Origin of the sequence: Bradyrhizobium guangzhouense (assembly GCF_004114955.1) — a bacterium.
GTDB classification, from domain to species: Bacteria; Pseudomonadota; Alphaproteobacteria; order Rhizobiales; family Xanthobacteraceae; genus Bradyrhizobium; species Bradyrhizobium guangzhouense.
Genome location: NZ_CP030054.1, coordinates 309,048 through 329,401, shown reverse-complemented (window position 1 = coordinate 329,401; position 20,354 = coordinate 309,048). Strand labels below are relative to the sequence as shown.

The 20,354-nt window shown below is 61.0% G+C and carries 13 protein-coding genes and 10 pseudogenes; 9 read left to right on the top strand and 14 right to left on the bottom strand.

Features of this window, described 5'->3' with window-relative positions:
- Positions 1 to 287: 287 nt before the first annotated feature.
- A pseudogene (locus tag XH91_RS35560) lies at positions 288 to 572 on the bottom strand (integrase core domain-containing protein); the annotation flags it as partial.
- Positions 573 to 614: 42 nt separating this feature from the next.
- Here XH91_RS35560 and XH91_RS35555 point away from each other — a divergent pair.
- Positions 615 to 1,974 (top strand): annotated as a pseudogene (locus XH91_RS35555) (IS30 family transposase).
- A 40-nt stretch (positions 1,975 to 2,014) separates the two neighbouring features.
- Here the strand turns inward: XH91_RS35555 and XH91_RS35550 are convergent.
- Both XH91_RS35550 and XH91_RS35545 read right to left on the bottom strand, forming a co-directional pair.
- Positions 2,015 to 2,641, bottom strand: a pseudogene (locus tag XH91_RS35550) (IS3 family transposase); the annotation flags it as partial.
- Positions 2,642 to 4,008: pseudogene (locus tag XH91_RS35545) on the bottom strand (IS110 family RNA-guided transposase).
- 517 nt (positions 4,009 to 4,525) lie between these two features.
- Here XH91_RS35545 and XH91_RS35540 point away from each other — a divergent pair.
- The 3 genes from XH91_RS35540 to XH91_RS35530 are packed head-to-tail and all read left to right on the top strand — an operon-like array spanning position 4,526 to position 6,825.
- The gene (locus XH91_RS35540) at positions 4,526 to 5,386 is read left to right on the top strand and encodes a tyrosine-type recombinase/integrase (RefSeq protein WP_164935788.1); all 861 of its coding nucleotides are present in this window, start codon (positions 4,526 to 4,528) and stop codon (positions 5,384 to 5,386) included.
- A 9-nt stretch (positions 5,387 to 5,395) separates the two neighbouring features.
- On the top strand, positions 5,396 to 6,589 hold the full coding sequence (locus XH91_RS35535; RefSeq protein WP_128929833.1) for an IS91 family transposase: 1,194 nt from the start codon (positions 5,396 to 5,398) through the stop codon (positions 6,587 to 6,589).
- A complete protein-coding gene (locus tag XH91_RS35530) occupies positions 6,586 to 6,825 on the top strand; it encodes a hypothetical protein (protein ID WP_128929832.1) in 240 nt (79 codons plus the stop codon). The genes XH91_RS35535 and XH91_RS35530 overlap by 4 nt, the downstream gene beginning before the upstream one ends.
- A gap of 328 nt (positions 6,826 to 7,153) precedes the next feature.
- On the opposite strand, the pseudogene XH91_RS35525 reads toward XH91_RS35530, so the two are convergent.
- Positions 7,154 to 7,273: pseudogene (locus XH91_RS35525) on the bottom strand (ATP-binding protein); the annotation flags it as partial.
- 510 nt (positions 7,274 to 7,783) lie between these two features.
- On the opposite strand from XH91_RS35525, the gene XH91_RS35515 reads away from it, so the two are divergent.
- The gene (locus tag XH91_RS35515) at positions 7,784 to 8,170 is read left to right on the top strand and encodes a recombinase family protein (RefSeq protein ID WP_128929831.1); all 387 of its coding nucleotides are present in this window, start codon (positions 7,784 to 7,786) and stop codon (positions 8,168 to 8,170) included.
- A gap of 49 nt (positions 8,171 to 8,219) precedes the next feature.
- Entirely contained in the window at positions 8,220 to 8,579 is a 360-nt protein-coding gene (locus tag XH91_RS35510; RefSeq protein WP_128929830.1) for a hypothetical protein, read from the top strand.
- Between the two features lie 6 nt (positions 8,580 to 8,585).
- Here XH91_RS35510 and XH91_RS35505 read toward each other — a convergent pair.
- From XH91_RS35505 to XH91_RS35475, 7 genes and pseudogenes are all read right to left on the bottom strand, one after another.
- A pseudogene (locus XH91_RS35505) lies at positions 8,586 to 8,726 on the bottom strand (ATP-binding protein); the annotation flags it as partial.
- 265 nt (positions 8,727 to 8,991) lie between these two features.
- Positions 8,992 to 10,015, bottom strand: a pseudogene (locus tag XH91_RS35500) (IS110 family RNA-guided transposase).
- 82 nt (positions 10,016 to 10,097) lie between these two features.
- A pseudogene (locus XH91_RS35495) lies at positions 10,098 to 10,599 on the bottom strand (ATP-binding protein); the annotation flags it as partial.
- An 11-nt stretch (positions 10,600 to 10,610) separates the two neighbouring features.
- Positions 10,611 to 12,072, bottom strand: a pseudogene (istA, locus tag XH91_RS35490) (IS21 family transposase).
- A gap of 159 nt (positions 12,073 to 12,231) precedes the next feature.
- Positions 12,232 to 12,366 (bottom strand): annotated as a pseudogene (locus tag XH91_RS35485) (transposase); the annotation flags it as partial.
- 257 nt (positions 12,367 to 12,623) lie between these two features.
- Positions 12,624 to 13,532: a 3-hydroxyacyl-CoA dehydrogenase NAD-binding domain-containing protein gene (locus XH91_RS35480; RefSeq protein ID WP_128929829.1), complete on the bottom strand. Its 909-nt coding sequence runs from the start codon at positions 13,530 to 13,532 to the stop codon at positions 12,624 to 12,626.
- On the bottom strand, positions 13,529 to 14,944 hold the full coding sequence (locus XH91_RS35475; protein ID WP_128955110.1) for an amidase: 1,416 nt from the start codon (positions 14,942 to 14,944) through the stop codon (positions 13,529 to 13,531). Before XH91_RS35475 ends, XH91_RS35480 begins: the two co-directional genes overlap by 4 nt.
- 576 nt (positions 14,945 to 15,520) lie before the next feature.
- On the opposite strand from XH91_RS35475, the gene XH91_RS35470 reads away from it, so the two are divergent.
- From XH91_RS35470 to XH91_RS35460, 3 genes are all read left to right on the top strand, one after another.
- A complete protein-coding gene (locus XH91_RS35470) occupies positions 15,521 to 16,252 on the top strand; it encodes a LuxR family transcriptional regulator (protein ID WP_128929827.1) in 732 nt (243 codons plus the stop codon).
- 81 nt (positions 16,253 to 16,333) lie between these two features.
- Positions 16,334 to 16,966 carry an acyl-homoserine-lactone synthase gene (locus tag XH91_RS35465; RefSeq protein WP_128929826.1) on the top strand — a complete coding sequence of 211 codons (633 nt, stop codon included), beginning with the start codon at positions 16,334 to 16,336 and terminating at the stop codon, positions 16,964 to 16,966.
- A 59-nt stretch (positions 16,967 to 17,025) separates the two neighbouring features.
- Entirely contained in the window at positions 17,026 to 17,991 is a 966-nt protein-coding gene (locus XH91_RS35460) for a LysR family transcriptional regulator (RefSeq protein ID WP_128929825.1), read from the top strand.
- Here the strand turns inward: XH91_RS35460 and XH91_RS35455 are convergent.
- From XH91_RS35455 to trbG, 3 genes are read right to left on the bottom strand one after another with little or no spacing between them, the layout of a single operon-like run.
- Entirely contained in the window at positions 17,961 to 18,197 is a 237-nt protein-coding gene (locus tag XH91_RS35455) for a DUF2274 domain-containing protein (protein WP_128929824.1), read from the bottom strand. The genes XH91_RS35460 and XH91_RS35455 overlap by 31 nt on opposite strands.
- 4 nt (positions 18,198 to 18,201) lie before the next feature.
- Positions 18,202 to 19,410, bottom strand: coding sequence for a TraB/TrbI/VirB10 family type IV secretion system protein (locus XH91_RS35450; RefSeq protein WP_128929823.1), 1,209 nt, complete (start codon positions 19,408 to 19,410; stop codon positions 18,202 to 18,204).
- On the bottom strand, positions 19,407 to 20,354 hold the full coding sequence (gene trbG, locus XH91_RS35445; RefSeq protein ID WP_128929822.1) for a P-type conjugative transfer protein TrbG: 948 nt from the start codon (positions 20,352 to 20,354) through the stop codon (positions 19,407 to 19,409). The genes XH91_RS35450 and trbG overlap by 4 nt, the downstream gene beginning before the upstream one ends.

Sequence of the window (20,354 nt, the reverse complement as noted above, 5' to 3'; positions counted from 1 at the left end):
CGGAGGAGGCCGGGCGCTCCGAAACCCCGGCCATCTCCGCACCCGGTCTCCTCCTCAACTCAAGCCAGGAGCAAAATAAATGAGGCAACCGATCGCACCCGGGAGCATCAGTACATGAGGCAATACGCGCTCTCATCCTGATTGGCGCGCTATAGGCTTTGTCAGTCCTAGATCAAGTGGCTCCGAAGGCGTCGCATGGATGAACAATCTGGCGTGTCTGTTGAGCGGCTCGTGCATTCTAAACAGAAACACGTGACTGAGCTGCTGCCGGTTTGATGGACACCCGGTCAAGCTAATCCCACCTTACGCCCGAACTCAACCGGGCTGAGATAGCCGATGGTCGAGTGCCTGCGCGTCGTGTTGTAAAATCGTTCGATGTAGTCGAACACATCGGCGCGTGCCTCGTCTCTGGTTCGATAAATCTTGTTGGCCGTACGCTCGGTCTTGCGCGAGGAGAAGAAGCTTTCCATCGCCGCGTTGTCCCAGACGTTGCCGGAGCGGCTCATGCTGCAAACGATGCCGTTGTCGGCCATCAGGCGCTGGAACTGCTCGCTTGTGTACTGGGCGGATTCAAGCGGTCGTCGCAACACCTGAACGAAGGAGGTTGCGATGGGATTCGAAAGCGACGATCACACCGTTCTGGACGGGCGCCGTTGCCGTCACGGGGACGACCGCCGGTAGCGGGGCGATCTGCACTCCAGCGATTTTGGTTGGGGATCGCGCAGGGGATGACCAGCGAGGATGCTGCATTGGCGGCTGGTATGTCGCAGCCTGTCGGAACCAGATTGTTCCGACGCGGGCGGCATGGCACCAGCGATGTTCAGTACTTCGACCAAGCCGCCGTCCGGGCGGTACCTCTCGTTTGCGGAACGTGAGGAGATTGCACTTCTTCGCGTTCAGGGCCTTTCGAGCCGCGAGATCGGGCGCCGACTTAGCCGATCCGTCTCGACTATCTCCCGTGAGCTACGACGCAATGCCGCGACGAGCAGCGGCGGCCTGGAGTATCGTGCGTCGACAGCCCAATGGCACGCCGAGCGATCGGCCCGTCGACCCAAACCGAGCAAGCTTGCGCTCAACACAACCTTGCGCACTTATGGGGAGCAGCGCTGGCTGGCGTCGTCACGACCCTGAGTGGCGCTGCCGTTCCTGGTCCCGCCGTTCCGTGGAAGGGCCGCCCGCCCGCGCAAGGATCGGCGATGGGCCAGGGCTTGGAGCCCAGAGCAGATTGCCCGACGCTTGCCGATCGACTTCCCGGACGACAAGACGATGCGCATCAGCCACGAAGCCATCTATCAAGCCCTCTTCGTTCAGGGGCGGGGAGCGCTACGCCGCGAACTGTCGGCCTGCTTGCGAACGGGGCGCGTGTTGCGGGTACCCAGGGCGCGCGTACGCAGGCGAGACAGGAGCTCTGTCTCGCCGGAGATCATGATCAGTCAACGCCCCGCCGAAGCGGCCGATCGCGCGGTGCCGGGTCACTGGGAGGGAGACCTCATCCTTGGTCTTGGCAGCTCGGCGATCGGCACGCTGGTTGAGCGTACGACGCGCTTCACGATGTTGCTGCATCTTCCCCGGCTTGCGGGGCATGGCGAAGCTCCGCGCATGAAGAATGGGCCTACTCTCGCAGGGCACGGAGCTGAAGCGGTGCGCGACGCGATTACGCGCACCATCATCAGCTTGCCCGAAGAGCTGCGTCGTTCGCTGACCTGGGATCAGGGAGCTGAAATGGCTCAGCACGATCGTCTTAAGATCGACGCGGGTGTCCAAATCTACTTCTGCGATCCGCACAGCCCATGGCAGCGTGGCACCAACGAGAACACAAATGGGCTGCTGCGTCAGTACTTCCCGAAAGGCACCGACCTTATCGTCCACGGCGCCGACGAGATCGCCGCTGTGGCCGCGGCCCTCAATGCTCGACCGAGAAAAACCCTGGGTTGGAAAACGCCGGCAGAGGCCCTTGACGAGTTGCTATCGTGAGTGAACACAATTGGTATTGCGACGACCGCTTGAATCCGCCTTGGCTGCCCCGGTCGGAGTGATGCAACAGCGCATCCGGCTTGCCGCGTCGCCAGACGACCATCAACAATGCGTCCGTCACGAGCTGTGCGGTCATGGCGGCACTCATCGACCAGCCCACCACGCGGCGCGAGAACAGGTCGATCACCGCTGCGACATAGAGCCAGCCTTCGGCCGTCCAGAGATAGATGAAGTCGGCGATCCATTTCTGGTTGGGACGCTCGGCGGCGAACTGCCGGTCAAGGAGGTTCGCCGGTACGGTCTCGAGCTGTCGATCGCCGCTGTCCTTCGGCAAGCGCCGACGTCGCGGCCGCGCCCGCAAGCCTTGCAGCCGCATCAGCCGCTCAATCCGGTGCAGGCCACAATCCGCCCCTTCGGCGAGCAGGTCGCGCCACACTCGGCGTGCGCCATAGGTGCGGTCGCTGGCGGCGAAGCTGGCCTTGACCTTGCCGCCGAGCTCCTCGTCGCTGCGGGATCTGGCGCTGGGCGAACGATTCAGCCAAGCATGGAAGCCCGACCGCGACACCCCCAGCGCATCGCATAGCCATGCCACCGGCCAGATCGTCCGGTGCTTCGCAACGAAGGGGAACTTCATGTCGCTTCCTTCGCGAAGTAGGCTGCGGCCTTCCTAAGAAACAGCCGGATTGGCGTCGCCCGGGATGGCCTGCAACACGAAGCCTAGCGATTTCGCCCGGCGCTGTAGGTTGGCGAGGACGCGGCTACGATATTGCTGCTCATATTGGTCGGCGCCAGGATCCTTGTAGCTCATGCCGTGCCGGAGTGTGTTGTAGAATAAAACCGCAATCTTGCGAGCCGTCGCCGTCACCGCCTTCGATTTACCCGCACGTGCTGACAACCGGCGATAGAATGCTCCCAGCGCTGTCTCGCTCCGCCCCACGGTTGTGGCTGCCAAACGCAACAACGCAGCTGCGCGACTTGAAGATCTCCGTGTGCGCGAAGACAGCACCTTGCCGCCGGAGATCTTGTTGCCGGGTGCGAGGCAGAGCCAGGAAGTGAAGTGTTTGGCGCTCGGCCATGCCGTTAGATCGATACCGCACTCGCCAATGAGCTTCAATGCGAGCGACGGACCCAACCCGTGGATCTCAGTCAAATCGACGCCCCGCACTCTGTACAGTGCGGTCCTGACATCGAAGGTGGGGGTGTTGACCTGCTTGGTCTTTACGCGCGGCTTGGCTAGGTTTCCGACCGGTCTTGCTCCTTTGGTGTTCAATGCACTGATCAGGACTTCGAGCTTGCGATCACAGTCGAGCATCTTTGCCTGATAAACGTCGTAGAGCTCCAGTGATTGAGCTAACGCGAAAACATGTTCGTGGCGGTCATTGCCTACGAGCGCTGCGCGGATCGTCTCGATCGATGAGTGGCAGCGCACGTCCCGATAGGTTGCCGGGACGTCGGGATTGCGTTCGCCTGCAACAATGGCTCGGATAATCCGCATGCCGGTCGCGCCGGTGATATCCGACACAACATGATGGAGCTGCAGGTTCATCTCCATCAGAGCCTTTTGCATATGTTGGATATGGGCGGCAGCATATTCCACGAGCCGCTCGCGCTGGCGTAGATAGGCTCGCAACGTTGCGATCTCGGCATCGGTCGGAAGCTGCCCCGTAACAGGCCATAGGAGTGGAGCTGGCGTAACCAAGCGGCATCGCTGAGATCGGTTTTACGGCCAGGTACATTCTTGGCGTACCGCGCGTTGACCAGAATGACCTCAAACCCGCGCTGTTCTAGGATCTCGTAGACTGGGATCCAATAGACCCCAGTGGATTCCATCGCGACACTGGTCACGCCGCACATCTTGAACCAGTCCGCCAGTTCATGCAGGTCTTGCGTGAATGTGCCGAATGCACGCACTGGCTTGTCGGTGCAGGCCGGGTTTACCGCGGCCATGTGCATCTTTGATCCGATATCGATAGCGGCCGGGCTGAGGTTGACCAGCTTTAGGTCCGGGCCGCGGTCGGTTGTCCTGTTAGGCATCGCAACTCCTCCGTCCGATGATGGGCTGGAGGGTCAGGGCTATGCCAATTTGTCATCTTCCTAATCGGGATCGCCGTCGAAACGGCGTCACCACTCTCAAGTCCGCATGCGCCCATGGACCACGTTTTTTAACGGGGACAGTGCCTCCAATAAGCTGACGGCCGCTACCCTCCGAGCTAAAGGATAGCACAAGGCTGTTTCTATCCCGCGCAGGCGCGCCACGACGCTGGACAGTTATTTAGGATATCCCGCTCGGCCTTCAGCTTGGCGACCTCACGGCGCAGCCGCTCGATCTCCTGCTGCTCCGGCTTCATCTGCCCGTGACCGGGAAAGGCCTGCACCGGGTCGGAGCCGAACTTGCTGATTCCAATGATCTCGCCGGGGTGTACCGATTTGATCTCGCCCAGGATTGAACGAACCCGCTACGCGGCAGTAGGGGGCAAACCTGCTGAACTGAGGTGTCCTGTCTGAGAGGATGTTGGTCTTCGCACCACCCCTCTCAAGACAGGAGACCCAGATGGCTACGATGAGCCCTCTTCGGCAGCGCATGATCGAGGACATGACGGTCCGCAATCTGTCGCCGTCGACTCAACAATCCTATATCTATGCGATCGCAAAGTTTAGCCGCCATTTCGGCTATGCCCCGGACCGGTTGAGTTTCGAGCAGGTCCGCGCCTACCAACTACATCTCATCGGCCAAAAGCGCTCGTGGTCCCACATCAATCAGGTGGCCTGCGCGCTGCGGTTCTTCTACGGCGTCACACTCGGGCAGACGGAGGCATTCGAGCGGATCATTGGTGGCCAGAAGCCCGACAAGCTCCCGCTCGTGCTTAGTGCCGAAGAGATCGAGCGCTTCCTGGACGCGGTTACAGGGGTGCGCAATCGCGTCGTGCTGGCGACGGCTTATGCGGCTGGCTTACGGGTTAGTGAAGTCGTCCGCCTGAAGGTGAGCTCGATCGACAGCAAGCGAATGTTGATCCACATCGAGAACGGTAAGGGCGGCAGGGATCGTTACGCGATGCTTTCTCCGCGACTGCTGGAGATTCTGCGTACGTACTGGATGCGAGCCCGACCGGGGCTGTGGCTATTTCCAGGCCAAGACCCAAGTGAACATGTCAGCGTCCGCTGCGTCCAGGCGGCCTGCCGCGCCGCCCGCCGCCGCGCTCGGCTTGCCAAGCCGATTACTGTCCATACGCTCCGGCACTCGTTTGCGACCCATCTCCTGGAAAGCGGGATCGACATTCGCATCATTCAAGTTCTGCTCGGACATGCCGACCTGGGATCGACCGCGCGCTACGCTCAGGTTGCGACCAACCTGCTCGCCCGCACGACCAGCCCATTCGATGGACTCTCCGTCAGGGTGATCCCACCCGACTGAGCTGCGCATATGCGCCCCGTGCTCGAGGTGGCGGACATCCTCCGCCGCCACGGCGGCGCCTTCCGTGCCGCGCAGGGTCCTCGGCTGTCCTCCGATCAGCGCCGTGTGATGGCGGCCATCGAGGCGTGTCGCACAGCGACGCTCGGCGGCCACGTCGAGCGGTGCGACGACTGCGGCCTGGTCCGCGTCGCCTATAACAGCTGTCGCGATCGGCACTGTCCAAAGTGCCAAGCGCTCGCGCGCGCCCAATGGCTCGCCGAGCGCCAGGCCGACCTGCTGCCGGTCCCCTATTTCCATGTCGTCTTCACCGTGCCGGCGCCGGTGGCCGCCATCGCGCTGCAGAACAAGACGGCGGTCTACGACATCCTGCTCAAGGCAGCAGCCGAGACGATCCGTCTCATCAGCGCCGACCCGAAGCATCTCGGTGCCGAGACCGGGATGATCGCCATTCTCCATACCTGGGGCCAGACCCTGACGCATCATCCGCATGCCCATTGCCTCGTGCCAGGCGGCGGGATCGCCCCTGATGGAAGCTGGGTTCATTGTCGCCCCGGCTTCTTCCTTCCCGTTCGCGTCCTGTCACGATTGTATCGTCGGCTGTTCCTGGAGCGCCTGCAGGCGGCGTTCAATGGCACCAAGCTCCAGTTCTTCGGCCATCTCGCGCACCTCGTCGAGCCAGCGGCATTCGCCCGCCATCTAACCGCCCTCCGCAAGGTCGAGTGGGTCGTCTACGCCAAGCGTCCCTTCGGCGGACCAGAACAGGTTCTGGCCTATCTCGGGCGCTACACCCATCGCGTTGCAATCGCCAACGGCCGGCTCCTTACCTGTGACCAGGGCCACGTCCGCTTCCGGTGGAAGGATTATCGCGCTGGCAACAGATCCAAAGTGATGACGCTCGACACTGAGGAGTTCCTTCGTCGCTTTCTGCTCCACGTATTGCCGAAGGGGTTTCGCCGCATCCGTCATTTTGGCTTCCTGGCGAACGCCTGCCGCGTCGCCAAACTCGCGCGCATCCGAGCGGCGCTAAAGGCGCCAGAGCCGCCTCCGCCTGCCGAAGCTGTCGACTATCGTGAGCGCTGCGCCATCCTCATTGGTCACCGCCTCGACTTGTGCCCCATCTGCGGAGGCCGCATGGTCGAGATTGGGCCTGTGCCGCGTGCGCAAACGCCGCGACGCGCAGCACCTCGCTGCGATACATCATGACCGACTACCTCGACTTGTTCGCTCCCACTGCAGGCATCGCCATGCCGACGTTCTCCGTCGGAACGATCAAGCACGCTCACAACGCGCGGCGAACGGGCGATAGTCAGCCGCTTGGGCTTGACGCGCCGTTCGACGCTATCGACGCCGGCATCCTCTGCTGCCAATATCAACGGCAATCTGCGGCCACACTCGCTCGCGGGCCCGACATCGGGTCAATCGCGCCTACCGGCGCCTAGATCGAGCCCCCATAGGTCCTCGCTCACAAGACGCGGCTTCGTTCAATCCAGCTTCAAATAGGTCCCGCGCTGGACTTGCGGCGAGATCTGCGACGCGGGACCTATTTGAACCCTCCAGTATTCCGAGATGATCTCGCCCACCATTCCGATTTGATGTCGCCCGGGGCGCGAGGCGTTCTGGCTGTCTGGTTTCTGGCATCGGCGAAGCCGCGTGGTCAATCTTGAATCGCGGCTCGACGGGCGGGTTTTTCTGTTGTTCCTGCTGTGGGCATGTGGGCAACGCTCTTGCGTTGTCCAAGCGTAGCGGCATGTCCACAGCGCCACAGGCTCAGGCCTTTCGGTCAGGTTTGCGGGTTCGCCGCATGCTTTCGCCGTTCAGATCGATCCGGTGGGCGTTATGGACCAGGCGGTCGAGGACGGCGTCGGCGTAGGTGGGATCACCAAACACAACAGAGTGCCCCTATTTTGGAACGGGTCGTGTCTCACGTCACGATCACTGACCCGCATCATTTTCTTTTTGGGCACCGGCTTGAGGTGCTGAAGGAGCGGTCGGGGGCGGTCCCGCCTACGTCGTTGTCGCGCTGCCGGACGGCCGGCCGCGGGCAGTTCGGATCGCGTCGACGGATCTTGTCGAGACGCCGATCACGCCTCGCCCGAACGCCGCCGATCTGCCGCGCATCAGTGCCCGTACGCTGATCCCATTGATGCAACATTTGAGCGCGAGTCTGAGCCTTCTCGACGAGAAGGTGATTCGCGATGACCCACCGACCGCTTCCAGGTCGCGTTGCGTATCGACCCCTGCCGATATTGGCAAATCCACCCCGCCGTCCGACGGCCGACATTCCGCGCCTGTGGCCGAATCTGTCGACCGCGACGCAAACCCAGATCGCTCAAATCCTCGCCACGCTGCTGCGGCGAATGCAAGCGGTTCCCGGCACGGCCGGAAGGAGACTGGGTCGTGCTGATCAGCTCGACCGTCGCTGACGAGCGGCTCACGACCGCACACCGAGCCAAGTTGGCCTACGTCTACGTGCGGCAGTCATCCGTGAACCAGGTGCGCCAGCACCAGGAGAGCACCGAGCTGCAGTACCGCCTCGTCGATCGGGCCATCGGTCTGGGCTGGCCGCCGGAGCGCGTCCAGGTCATTGACGAGGATCTGGGCAAGTCCGGAGCTGGCGCTGTGGATCGTCATGGTTTCCAGAAGCTCATTGCCGAGATCGGCCTTGGCAACGCCGGCCTTGTGGTGAGCCTCGACGCTTCTCGCTTGGCCCGTCGTCTGGCAGACCGCCACAACCAGCGAGCATCACGTACAACGGCGCGTTCATACCTACCGCAACTACATTGACATTGATCGGTTGCGGCGACGGATCGTCGAGTTGAATGCTGAACATAAAATGGATGCCGAGATCGCGGCAATCCTCAATCAGGAAGGCTTTGTCGCGGCCCGAGGCTGCGCTTTCAAAGGCGAGAACGTCCGGCTGTTGCGCACCCGCTGGGGCATTCCCACGGTCAAAATCAACGGCGTAGACAAGAATCCGATGCGCTGGCCCGACGGCAGCTTCTCGATTCAGGGCGCAGCGGCTGAGCTTGGAGTAACCCCGCAGACGGTATTCGACTATCTCGCGCGCGGAATGCTGGCAGGTCGTCAGTTAACCAAAGGCCAGCCATGGCAGATCGAGCTCTCAGACGAACAAATCAGTCAGCTTCGCAATCGAGTACAACACACCAAGCGTTCGAAGGAGGAGGCATCATGAAGTCATCGGCTCGCCGATCAGCGCGTGCCATTGATCGATCGGGAGCTGGCTGGTGACGATGGTGGAGCCGCGGCCGTAGCGGTCCTCGAGGATCTCCAGGAGGTCGTGGCGGGCCGCGGCGTCAAGCGGCTCGAGGCCCCAGTCGTCGTATGTGGACGGCCTCTGATGGCAAGCACAATTTGGCACTTCGAACGACTTGGACGGCTGCGATCGTATGTCCGGCGTTTAGCGCGGATCATATCTCCGCTGGCCCTGATGAAGTCCGACAACCAAGGGGTCACATCAAGGATGCGAGCTTTGAGGCTCACACGACTGGTCGGGTTTTCCTGGTTTTCGGTGGCGACCGTTGTCTTTCATCATGCCTTTCTTGCACTTACCAAGCTTATAACTCTTCGATGCGGCTGTCCGACACTCAAAGTTTGGCGAACATCTCGGTGCGGAAGCATTCTCCGGTTTTCATCATTGCCCAGATGATCCGAGCAAGCTTGTTGGCGAGGGCGACGGTCACAAGCCGCGCCGGCTTTTTTAGCCAAAAGCCCGACAATCCAGTCGCGCAAGCCGCCGCGGCGTTTTTCCACAACGTTTAGAAGCGATGTTGCTCCGAGAACGAGTAACTTCCTTATATATCGATTACCCGCCTTGGTGATGGTTCCGAGAGTTGGTTTACCCCCGCTTGAAATTTGCCTGGGCGTCAGACCCAGCCAGGCAGCAAAATCCCGTCCCGAATTGAATACGCTTGGGTCTGGTACACTGGCTGTAATTACCGAGGCAACAAGCTTGCCAACGCCGGAAATTTCTCCGAGCGAACGGCTCGTCTCGCTGAGCGCGTGAGCCTTGGCGATCTCCCTCTCCAAATCATCGAGTGCGCCTCCGAGCGCATCAATTTGCTGACCGAGAACCCTCGCGGCCAGGACAGCGGCGTCGGGAAGAGTCGCATCGCCTTCTGCGAGGCCTAAAGGCTCGTCGACGCGGCCGGTGCCCTTGGCGACGACAAGACCGAATTCGGCCAAATGGCCGCGTAGAGCGTTCACGCTCATCGTTCGCTGTTTGACCAGCAGCTCGCGCGTCTTGTGCCACATCAGGGTCGCTTGCTGATCAGCGCTCTTGATCGGCACAAAACGCATGGCAGGGCGCGAGACCGCTTCACAGATGGCTTCCGCATCGACGGCATCGTTCTTACCTCGCTTGACATAGGGTTTTGTGTAGGCCGGCGGCATCAGAGACACATCGTGTCCCATGGCCTTCAGTTCGCGCGCCCTATAGTGGGCTGAGCCGCAAGCCTCCATGCCAACGCGGCACGGCTCGATCCTCGAGAAGAACTCGCGCATCGTCCGGCGCGTCAGCTTGCGCTTTACGGCTGGTGCATCCTCACTAGACAGCGCATTAATCTGAAAATAGTTCTTGGCGAGATCAACGCCTATTCTAATAAACTTCATCTCGGACGGTCCCCCTTCTTTGTGGCGCTCTGGCGACCACGCCTTGGCACTATGATGCCGTTGAGGTGAGGCCGTCCACACCATCAAAGATGAGGAGATCGACGCGGCCAAGCGCGCGCAGCAGGCGGGAGTGGCGGCCGTCGCCGCGCGCCAAAGCGAGATCGCTAAACAGCCGTGGGACGCGCTGATAAAGCACGGAGCGATTGTCGCGGCAGGCCTTGTTGCCGAGCGCTGAGGCGAGCCAGCTCTTACCGACGCCGGAGGGCCCGCAGATCAAAAGGTGGCGTGGTCGTCGATCCATTGCCCTTCGACCAGCATCGTCAGCAGGCTGCGGTCGAGGCCGCGCGGGGTGCGATAGTCGATGTCCTCGACGCAGGCCTCCTGGCGCAGCTTGGCGTATTGCAGCCGCTTCGACAGCCGCTTGTCGCGTCGCAGCGACGCTTCGCGTTCGAGCAGGAGCGCGAGCCATTCGGCGTGGCCGAGGCTTGCGGCCTCGCCGCCGGCTTCGATGTCGGCGAAGGCGCCTTCGCCATGCCATGCAGGCCGAGCGTGTAGAGTTGATCGAGGGGCGGATGCGTGAGCAAGGCGTGATCTCCTAGTTGTAGTAGCGCGGCCCGCGGTTGTTGGGATGGAGGATCGGCGCGTCGTCCGCGGGCCGCTTGGGTGAAGGCCGCCGATCGAGATTGTTGGCGAGGATCGATTTGACTGAGCCGTAGGTGCGCGCCGATGTGCGAAAGCCCTGCTCGGGGTGCGTGCGTTCATCGAGGATCAGGTCGCACAGCGCGGCGGTGGCCGGCCCGATCGCGGCGGCCTCCTTGCGGATGCGCTCGATGGTCCAGCCGGCGTAGCGCCGATGACTGGACGCCATGTGTTCCGGCACGGTGGTGTGCTTGTGGTTGCCGCTCATGCGCTGATGCGCGGCGATCCGCTCGCCCTTGTGGAATATCTCCACGGTGCGGGCGGTGAAGCGCACCTCGACCTCGGCGCGGACGAAGCGATGCGGGACGCTGTAGTAATGCGCCTCGACCTCGACGTGGTAGTCGATGCTGGCCCGGCAGATCCGCCACTCGGCGAACACGTAAGGGCTCTCCGGCAAGACCCTGAGTGCCGGCCGGTCGATCTCCTCCAGCAGCTTGCGGCGGGTCACGCCGAGCCGCCGGATCGGTCGCTCCTCGTTGAGCCGGGTCATTAACTCGGCGATCGCCGCGTTGACCTCGGCGAGGCTGTGGAAGGTCCGATGGCGCAGCCGTCCGAGCAGCCAGCGCTCGACCATGAGGACCGCCTGCTCGACCTTGGCCTTGTCCCGTGGCCGCCGTGGGCCTGGCCGGCAGAATGGCGGTGCCGTATTGCGCCGCCATGTCGGCGTAGCTGCGGTTGATCTGCGGATCGTACAGGCAGGCCTTGATCACGGCGACCTTGGTGTTGTCCGGCACCAGCAGTGCCGGCACGCCGCCGATCGCCTCGAAGGCGCCGACGTGGCCATCGATCCAGTCGGCGAGCCCCTGCGTCCAGGTCGCCTGCGCGCAGGTGAAGCTCGATGCGCCGAGCACCGCGACGAAGATCTGCGCGGTGCGCCGCTCGCCGGTAAACCGGTCGATCACCACCGGCACGCCGTCGCCCGCATAATCGACGAACAGCTTGTCGCCGGCTGCATGCGACTGGCGCATCGTCGCCGACAGCCGGCCTTCCCAGGCCCGGTAGAGCTCGCAGAACCGCGAATAGCGATACCCGCCGGGTTCGCCCGCGATGTACTCCTCCCACAGGATCGACAGCGTCACGTGCGTGCGCCGGAGCTCGCGGTGCACCGCCGCCCAGTCCGGCTCCGCCTGCCGGCGATGGCCACGCCGGGTGCCGAGACCGGCTCCCGCGCTGGCGAACAACCGGGCTTCCAGCACAGCGTCGGTGATGCCGTCGGGCAATGGCCAGGTCAGCCCCGCCGCTTCAAACCGGCGGATCGTCAACCGCACCGTCGAAGGCACCGTCCCCAACCGCCGCGCAATCTCGCGGGTCGGCATCCCAGCCGACTTCAATCTGATCACATCGCGCACATGGCGCATCGCAAGCCTCTCCGTCGGCATCCAGGTCCCCCTTCGCAACGAAAGGCGGGACCGTATCGGAGCCAGAAGAGGCCTCGTCACCCCGGGTTCGCTCTTGCGATACCCCGGGCGACATCATCCCGGAATGGTGGGCGACATCAAGCGGAATCAGCAGCCGAACTCCTTGACCCATTTGCGCAGAACGTTCTCATGAACGTCCAGGTCGCGGCCGGCTTGTGCCACCGACACCCCGCGTTTCCGGACCAGCTTGACCGCCTAGATCTTGAACTTGCGACTAAACTTCCGTCTCTTCATCGCCCACCTCCGGCTTCATGAAACACCTAATCTCGGTGTCCATCAAACCGGCAGCAGCTCAGACTGAGGGAGCGTGCCACGCGCCGTCGGCGGCTTGGCAATGATGATTGTTTGGTGCAATTCACGCTTGATAGCGCCGTCAGGCAACAGCTTTGGCCAATGTCAACGGCGCGTCAGTCCTGCGAGCGCCGGCTCGGATGTACAGGTTGTCTTCCAATTGTCGCTGAAGTCAACCCACGCTGAGCTTGTCCATATGCTTAAATTGAACTCCGCGCGGCAAGGAGTCTCAAGAGTGCGCGATCACGTTCACCTTCTAATTCGGAAATCGATCTGCCATCCGCCTCTGCATGGACGCCAGCGACCAGACGGGTACAGACATCGGGAGTAAGCTGTGGCTGACCTAGCGTGGCCCATCGGCGTTCCTGGCTAGGCCCGAGATGTCGCAGGTAATGCTCAATTCCCCCAGGACCCCCACCAAGGTGGTAGGCCATATGTGCACCGACCACTGACCAGCGCAGCCCAGGTCCATGCACGAGCGCCGCGTCGACAGCGGCGACATCAGCAATATTCTCGGCGACTAAGTTGACCGCTTCACGCCAGAGTGCTGAAGCAAGCCGGTTGGCGATGTGCCCTACTACGTCGCGGGCTAAAAGAACTGGCTCGCGGCCGAGCCCGCGAAAGAACGACACAGCCGTCGTCCGAAGATCAGCATCGGCCCCATAAATCTCCACTAGCGGCATGATGTGTGGAGGATTGAAGGGATGAGCAGTAATGAATCGCGAGGTTCGTTTTAGGCTGGTGGCAAGCTGTGACCAAGTTAGAGAGGATGTACTGCTTGCGAGTACCGTATCGGGATGGGCTGCCGCCTCAACGCGGCCGTAGAGCTCTCCTTTTAACTCGAGCACTTCGGGTGCGTTTTCCTGAACCCAAAAGGCGTCGGAAACCGCCTGTTCCGGTGTCTCGACAAGGCGAAAGGAACCAAGGCCTGATTCAAGTTCCGAGGGACGAAAAACCTGCTTCTGACATCGAGAAATCGCTTCTTGCAACAGGGACTGCGATTTTGGCGCTGGATCCCAGCCGACGACGTCATAACCATAGGCAGTGAATAGCGCCGACCAGCTTTGGCCTATAAGCCCGCAGCCGAGAACCGCGATTGTGCCATTCATGTTGCGAGCCCCAGATCGATCGGCGTACTGCCGAGTAGCCCCAAACTATCTTCAAGCAGTTTAGCACCGGCCAATAACTGCCCGTCGGCTCGAGGGGGAGCGACCATTTGCAAGCCTACCGGAAGGCCGGAACTCGTGAAACCGCAGGGCAGAGACATCGCGGGGCAACAGACGAGGGTGATTGCAAAAGCGATGGCAACCCAATCCACGTAATTCTCAAATTGTCTGCCGTCGCACTCCATGACGTGGCTGTTGGCCACGGGGAAAGGCTCTACGATTGTTGCCGGCGTCAAGAGAAGATCGTACTTCTCGAAAAACTTAAGTACGCGCACCACCATGGCAACTCGCTGCTCCTCGGCGCGTTCGAGTTGCTCGATAGAAAGCTTCAGCCCTTCTTCGATGTTCCAAACGACGTCCGGCTTGAGCAGATCGCGATGGCTTCGAAGTAGAGCAGCTTTGCTAATAGCGAAATCGAATGCGCGGAGAACGTGGAAGCACTCTTGAGCTTCTCGAAGATCGGGGTGAGCTTCTTCGACGATTACACCAAGTTCGACGAAGCGCGCTGCAGCGCCGCGGGTAATTTCCACAATTTGAGGATCCACGGGTGTAATGCCCAGATCGGCCGAATAGGCAACCCGTCTTGGTCTCTTTGCCGTGCGCGTGGTCGTCAGGAACGATTCTGCGGGTGCCGGCAAGGACAGTGGATCGGCAGGATGCTCACCACTCATTGCGTCCAACAGGAGCGCAACGTCCTCGACATTGCGCGCCATTGGTCCGTGTATGCCGAGGTTGCGGTCGATTTTAGATTTGGGAGTTCGGGCCACTCGGCCCAAGCTCGGCCGAAGACCCACTACACCGCAAAAGCTCGCCGGATTTCGGAGTGAGCCCCCCATGTCAGAGCCATGCGCAACCCAAGCCATGCCGGCGGCGATCGCAACCGCGGCACCTCCGGACGAGCCAGCAGCAGAGCGAGCTGGATTCCACGGATTGAGCGTTGCTCCGAAGAGTTCATTGACCGTGTTGGCCCCCGCTCCGAACTCGGGGGTGTTCGATCTTGCATAAACAACACCACCATTCTGCTCGATGCGCTCGACCAAGATGTCCGACGTCTCAGCTATTTTGTTCCTGAAGATCGGGGAGCCCTGTGTGTTGCGAGTGCCGGCAACGTCAATCAGATCTTTGATGGGAACGGGAAGACCGGCCAGCAGCCCACGTGCGCCGGTAGGTCGCTCCATCAGCGTACGAGCATGTGTGCGCGCGCGATCAAAACAAAGGATGGGCAGCGCGTTAAGCTTGCCGTCGACTTGCCCGATCCGCTGCTCCAGCGCGTCCAGCAGCTCCAGGGGGCTTACTTCGCCATTCCGCAATTTTTCGACAACACTGCAGGCGGTCTGCCTGATCAATTCATGCACTTCAGAACCCCGTCTCTTGCCGTCGTCCCCTTAGTTGGCGATCGAGAGCAATGATCGCAAAAGTGTAGGCATTTTCGAAAGGCCGCTTCGACGACGCATAGAAAAGTCTCCAACTGGACGGCGAGCAGAACGCTGGGCGGCGCTTGACGCGCACGGCCCCGTCTGCCTACGAAAAATTATCTCTTAGCTTTTCCTCAGCCCCGCCTCGCCTGCCGTAGAGAACGTAGGACCACTTTGGGAGTAAATCCGCGAAGAATCCCGGCGTACGCGCATTTATCCTGCCAAATTCTGCGATGAGCGCAGGACTGCGGCCTCTAAGTGTAGTTGCGTGTGTGGAAGATGACCGCCAAACTATCAGGGCTTGTCGTCCTTGCGCTCTTTGGCGGTTCTCGCCTACAGAACCGCCCAGAACAGTGATGTCGGTTGCGCCGTGTCGAAAGTGGACGTGAGCTGAATAGGTGCAGCTCGATCGCTGGTCGGTTAACAGTGTGACGTCGCGAGACTTTCGAACAACTTGCCTTTACGCAGCAAAGGGACTCGTAACGTCGCTCATCTTCTCTACCGAATCGTATGCGAATGAGCACGCACCGTATCTTCCAAAATTTTCTCAATCTGCTGATCAACGCGAACCACGCTGATGGCTTTAGCGACGCCTTGGCGGTCACCGGACGCGCACTTGAGCTGCCATGTTTGGCTTATCTGGCCTGGCCGAAGAGACGGGGTGAGAACGCCCTCGTGATTTCCACGTATCCCGCCAATTGGGTTGCGCATTATGTGCGCAGTCACTATGAGCGCCTCGACCCCATTATCGAGCGTGCGCTGGAGACCACGGAGCCCTTTAGCTGGGACCACAGGGAACCTCATAGATTGATTTCTCGGGCGCAGCGAAGCTTGCTCGACGAAGCTGCTCAGTGTGGGATCCGATTGGGATTCACCGTTCCAATCCACAACGGCGCCTCCATGGCCGCCTTGACGTTTGCCACCGACCAGAATGACCGAGCATTTCAATTGAGCATAGAGCGCCGCTCGGAGGTCCTCCAGTTCATGGCCATTTCTTTCGACCGGCGCGTGCGGCAAAAGCTTTCTCATGAACTGATGATCGCTAACGTTGAACTCTCACGTCGCGAAATGGAGTGCCTCGACTGGGTCGCAAAGGGCAAGACCACATGGGAGATTGGGCAGATCCTGCAGATATCGCCAAATACCGTGAAGTCCTATTTGAATAATGCAAAGAACAAGCTGGGCGTGAGGACATTGGCCGAAGCGACTTCACGACTTGGCGCTGCTAAGGCAGTTAGGCAAGATTAGGGCCGCGCCGCCCCTCTAGTTGTACGTGGTGCCATTTGCACCCGGCTCTCCCATATAGTCGAAATCCGGACAGGAGGGGTCATGATTCAACTGATTGCCGAACCATTTCACGGCGCGTTCTCCCAAACGCTAGCGGCCATGCACAGGCTGCGGCATCGCGTCTTCAAGCAAAGATTAGATTGGAGCGTTCACAGTTCCGGCGAGATGGAGACCGACGAGTTTGACGCGCTAGGTCCGGTATATCTCGTCCAAACGTCGGTCGAGGGACTGGTGCAGGGGTCGGTTCGCCTTTTGCCGACAACCGGCCCGACGATGATCCGCGACACCTTTTCTGTGCTCCTGGGAAAGTGCCCTGCCCCATCGGATCCTCATGTGTGGGAGAGCAGCCGCTTTGCAGTTGATCTTCCTTCAGATGCTCCGAAGGCGGCACACGGGCTTGCGAGGGCAACTTACGAACTCTTCGCGGGCATGATTGAGTTTGGTCTGTCTCGACAGCTCACGAGCATCGTCACAGTCACCGACGTCCGGATGGAGCGAATTCTGAGGCGCGCAGGATGGCCGCTTCGCCGGATTGCATCGCCTTGTGAAATTGGAAACACGCTTGCTGTCGCCGGCCACCTGGAAATCACGCTCAATGCTTTGGACAGGATACGTGCGGCCGGTGGACTCGCCGGCCCAGTTCTCTGGACTCCAGTCCTGTCGCACGCCGCCTGACTGCCGGCTCGCTGCCCGCAGAACTCATCCGACTTAAATCGCCGCACCTTGATTTGTAAATGCCTCCAATCGACCACCTTGCCTGTCAGACACAGCGACCAATATCCAATCCAATAAGTTTACAACATCTGCGCGTTGCTGTGACAGTCAATGAAGCGGGCAGCATTCGGAGCGCAGCCAGGGTGCTGGGTGTCGAACACTCGGCCATCAGTCGGGCGATCGGACGATTGGAATGCCTGGTTGGTACCCGCTTGTTCGAGCGATCGAGATACGGGATGAATCCAACAGCCTCTGGTACGACATTCCTGAGGACGGCAAAGCTTATCATCGAGCAGGTCGATTCATTATCGAAGGCGACAGTCTTGACCCTGTCCAAGCGGGCGGATCACCTGGCTATCGGCTTCTGCCCATTCGTCTCCGCAGGACGAATAACACCTGCGATCGCCGAGTTTCAAAGCCGTTATCCGGAAATCAAGGTCGCCGTCCTTGAACGCGTCATGCCGGAACTCCTGATCGCGCTTCAGACGGGCTCGCTCGATATCGCCATCGCGCCAGACGGTCTATCTTCCATGCTGCTCACGGCGGCCTTTCCCCTATGGCGTGAAGGTATTCTCATCGCACTCGCCAAGAATGATGAGTTAGCTCAGAACGAGTCGGTCTCCTGCGCCGATCTGCACAGTCGAACCGTTCTCGTCAGCCGCGATGATCCCGCAAGAGAAGTCGAAGACCTTCTGGTCTGCAAACTGGCGGCTCATGGAAACGGGGCCTTAATCGAAGCCTGCGACGTGAGCCGCAGCAAGCTGACCAGTCTCGTCAGCATTGGCCGCGGCGTCACGCCGTTATTGGCATCCGAAGCTCACGCCGGATTCCCAGGGGTGGTGTATCGCGAACTGCACGACGCAAGGGGACCCAGTCGGATCACAATGTCAGCTCATGTCAGAACCGGCGATGAAAGATCTGTTGTCGCCCACTTCCTAGCCCTTCTGAGAGAATGTTATTCTTCAGGAGGGGAAGAGCGGGCTTGACGTTTTGATTTCGCAAAAGCCCGGTCTGTCGCCATGAAGCGCGCCAACATCGGGCCAATGAGCTTGGCAGGTTCGACGGCCTGTCCGGTTTGCTTCGCCAGCACATCGGCATAGACGTGCAAATCCCGGTGAACATGGGCCGCGAGTTCGACCGTCATTTTGACAGGCCGATCGTCCACAAGCGCTGCAATCTTCAATTTAGGCATGCGGCTAGCCTCTATAAGGTTCAAGAATGAGATCACGGTTGACCAGGACGCGGACCGGGTAACCCGGGCGTATCGTCAAGGTCGGCTGGATATTGAGGCTACGGCGGACCACTTGTTGGCCGGCCTGGTTCAGCGAATCTGATGCACCGCGCCTGAGGGCACCAATGATTGCGCTGTTGCTATTGCTCGCATCGGAACCTGCACCCGCTTCCGAGCCAACAGCCAGGAAGGTCGACAGCGCCGCCGCCTTGAACAGCTCACCCCAATGGTTGTCAACCTGATCTTCAAGGCCGGCATAGCCTTGCGTGTCTGTCCCCGGTTGGCGCTCCAAGACGACCGAGCGGCCGTTCGGCATGATCAACCGGGTCCAAACGAGCAGCACGCGGCTCTGGCCGAAGCTCACCTGACTGTCATAGATGCCAGTCAGTCTGGCGCCCTGGGGGATGAGGAGAAAGCGCCCGGTGGGCGTATCATAAACATTCTCGCTTACCTGAGCTGTGATCATTCCAGGCAGATCGGAGCGAATGCCGGTGATCAGGGCCCCGGCGATAACCGATCCGGCCTGCACCACGTAAGGTGATGGCGCCTTCACGAGGCGGTCTGGACTGGTCGTTCGTCGATCGGTGGCCGCATTTACGAAGGCGAGCTTCCGGTCCTGAGCGTTTTGCAGTGACCCATCCTCGCTGCTGGGGATCAGGGAGGGAGCATTGGCGCCACCTGCTTGGGCTCCGCTCGACGCTGCCGTGTCCCTCACATTGGTAGAGGCGAACAGTCGGCTTACACGAGCCGCCTCTTGTTCCTGGTCACGGCGTTGCTGTTCCTGGTCGGCCGCAGCGCCTGGCGCGGCGATCTGGCCTTTGGCGGCCAGGATTGGTCTGCCGAGATCGCCGGGAAGAGGTGGACCAAGCTGGGGGACAGGAGGGGTGACCTTCGAGTAGTCCGGCGGCAACGCTGTGACGCTCTCAGCAACATTGTGACGCTCAGCCAGATAGAGCTCCTCGGAAGCGGCCTCACGCGGCCGTTGTTTCTGGAGCGCCCACGTCGCCGCCGCGGCGACCAGCGCCAGGCAGAGCGCGGATCCGGTCAGCAGCACCTTGCGAGACAAGCGGGTGACGCTCGGGTATTCGGGCCGGAGCCGAAACCCATCCTCGAGCTCACCTGTCTCCTGTTCGCCGTCCGGGGAGGTCTCATCTTCGCGGTGTTCTTCCGTCATGACGAAAACCTCCCGTCGGTGCGGACGATCCTAACCTTTTGTTGATGTTCTCCACCAAGCCGCAGTTCGGCAGCCGCAAACAGGCGGTCGACGATCAGGACGCTGCCAAAGGTGCGATAATTGACGATTTCGCTCTTACCGTCAGGCCCGAGCACAAACAGCGGCGGCATTTCGCCTTGGACGATACCTTGCGAGAACTCGATGTAGACTTTTCGGCCGTCGTCGTAGGCTGCAAGGGGGCGCCACGGCGGATTGTCCCCCTCGATCGCATACCGAAAGCGCCGTTGTGCAAGCTCTGGGAGCAGCGGAACAGGAGTCAATTGCTGCCGCTTGATCCGATCTTGCGGATAGTACCACGCGACCGATGGCATGTAGGGCTTCTCGCGCGAGCGGAGCTCGAGGAGATAGGTGCGCCGATCAGTATTGATCACGAGGTTGGTTTCGATGGAGGCGCGCGTCGGCTTGACCAGCACGTGCACCCTGCGCTCCTCGCCGCTGCCGCTTTCGGTGTCGCCGATGACCCATCGCACGGTGTCGCCGGCTGCGAGCGGGCCGGAGCCGGTCAACTGCTCCCCCTCCTCAAGAGCAATGTCGGTGATCTGTCCCGGCGCGGCATAGACCTGATAGAGCGCGCCCGGGCTATAGCTGTAGATCTGTGCGGCGTTGAAATAGCCTCTCCGCCTCGGCTCGACGCGCGCCGCACTGTTGGCGATTTCGATCCGGTTGACCGGCTCGACATCCTCCTTGGTGCCCGGCTTGCCGCCAAGCGACGGCTTCCAGGATGGAGGCACATGCAGGGGACGCGGACGATCATCCGCCGGCGCTGCCGCCACAGGCAGCGGCGGCACATCTGTGTCATAGCTGATTTCGGGTGGAATGAAGGTCGAGCAGCCGCTGAGCATGCAGCCAAGCATGACGGCTGCGGAAGTGATGCCCCTCTTCAT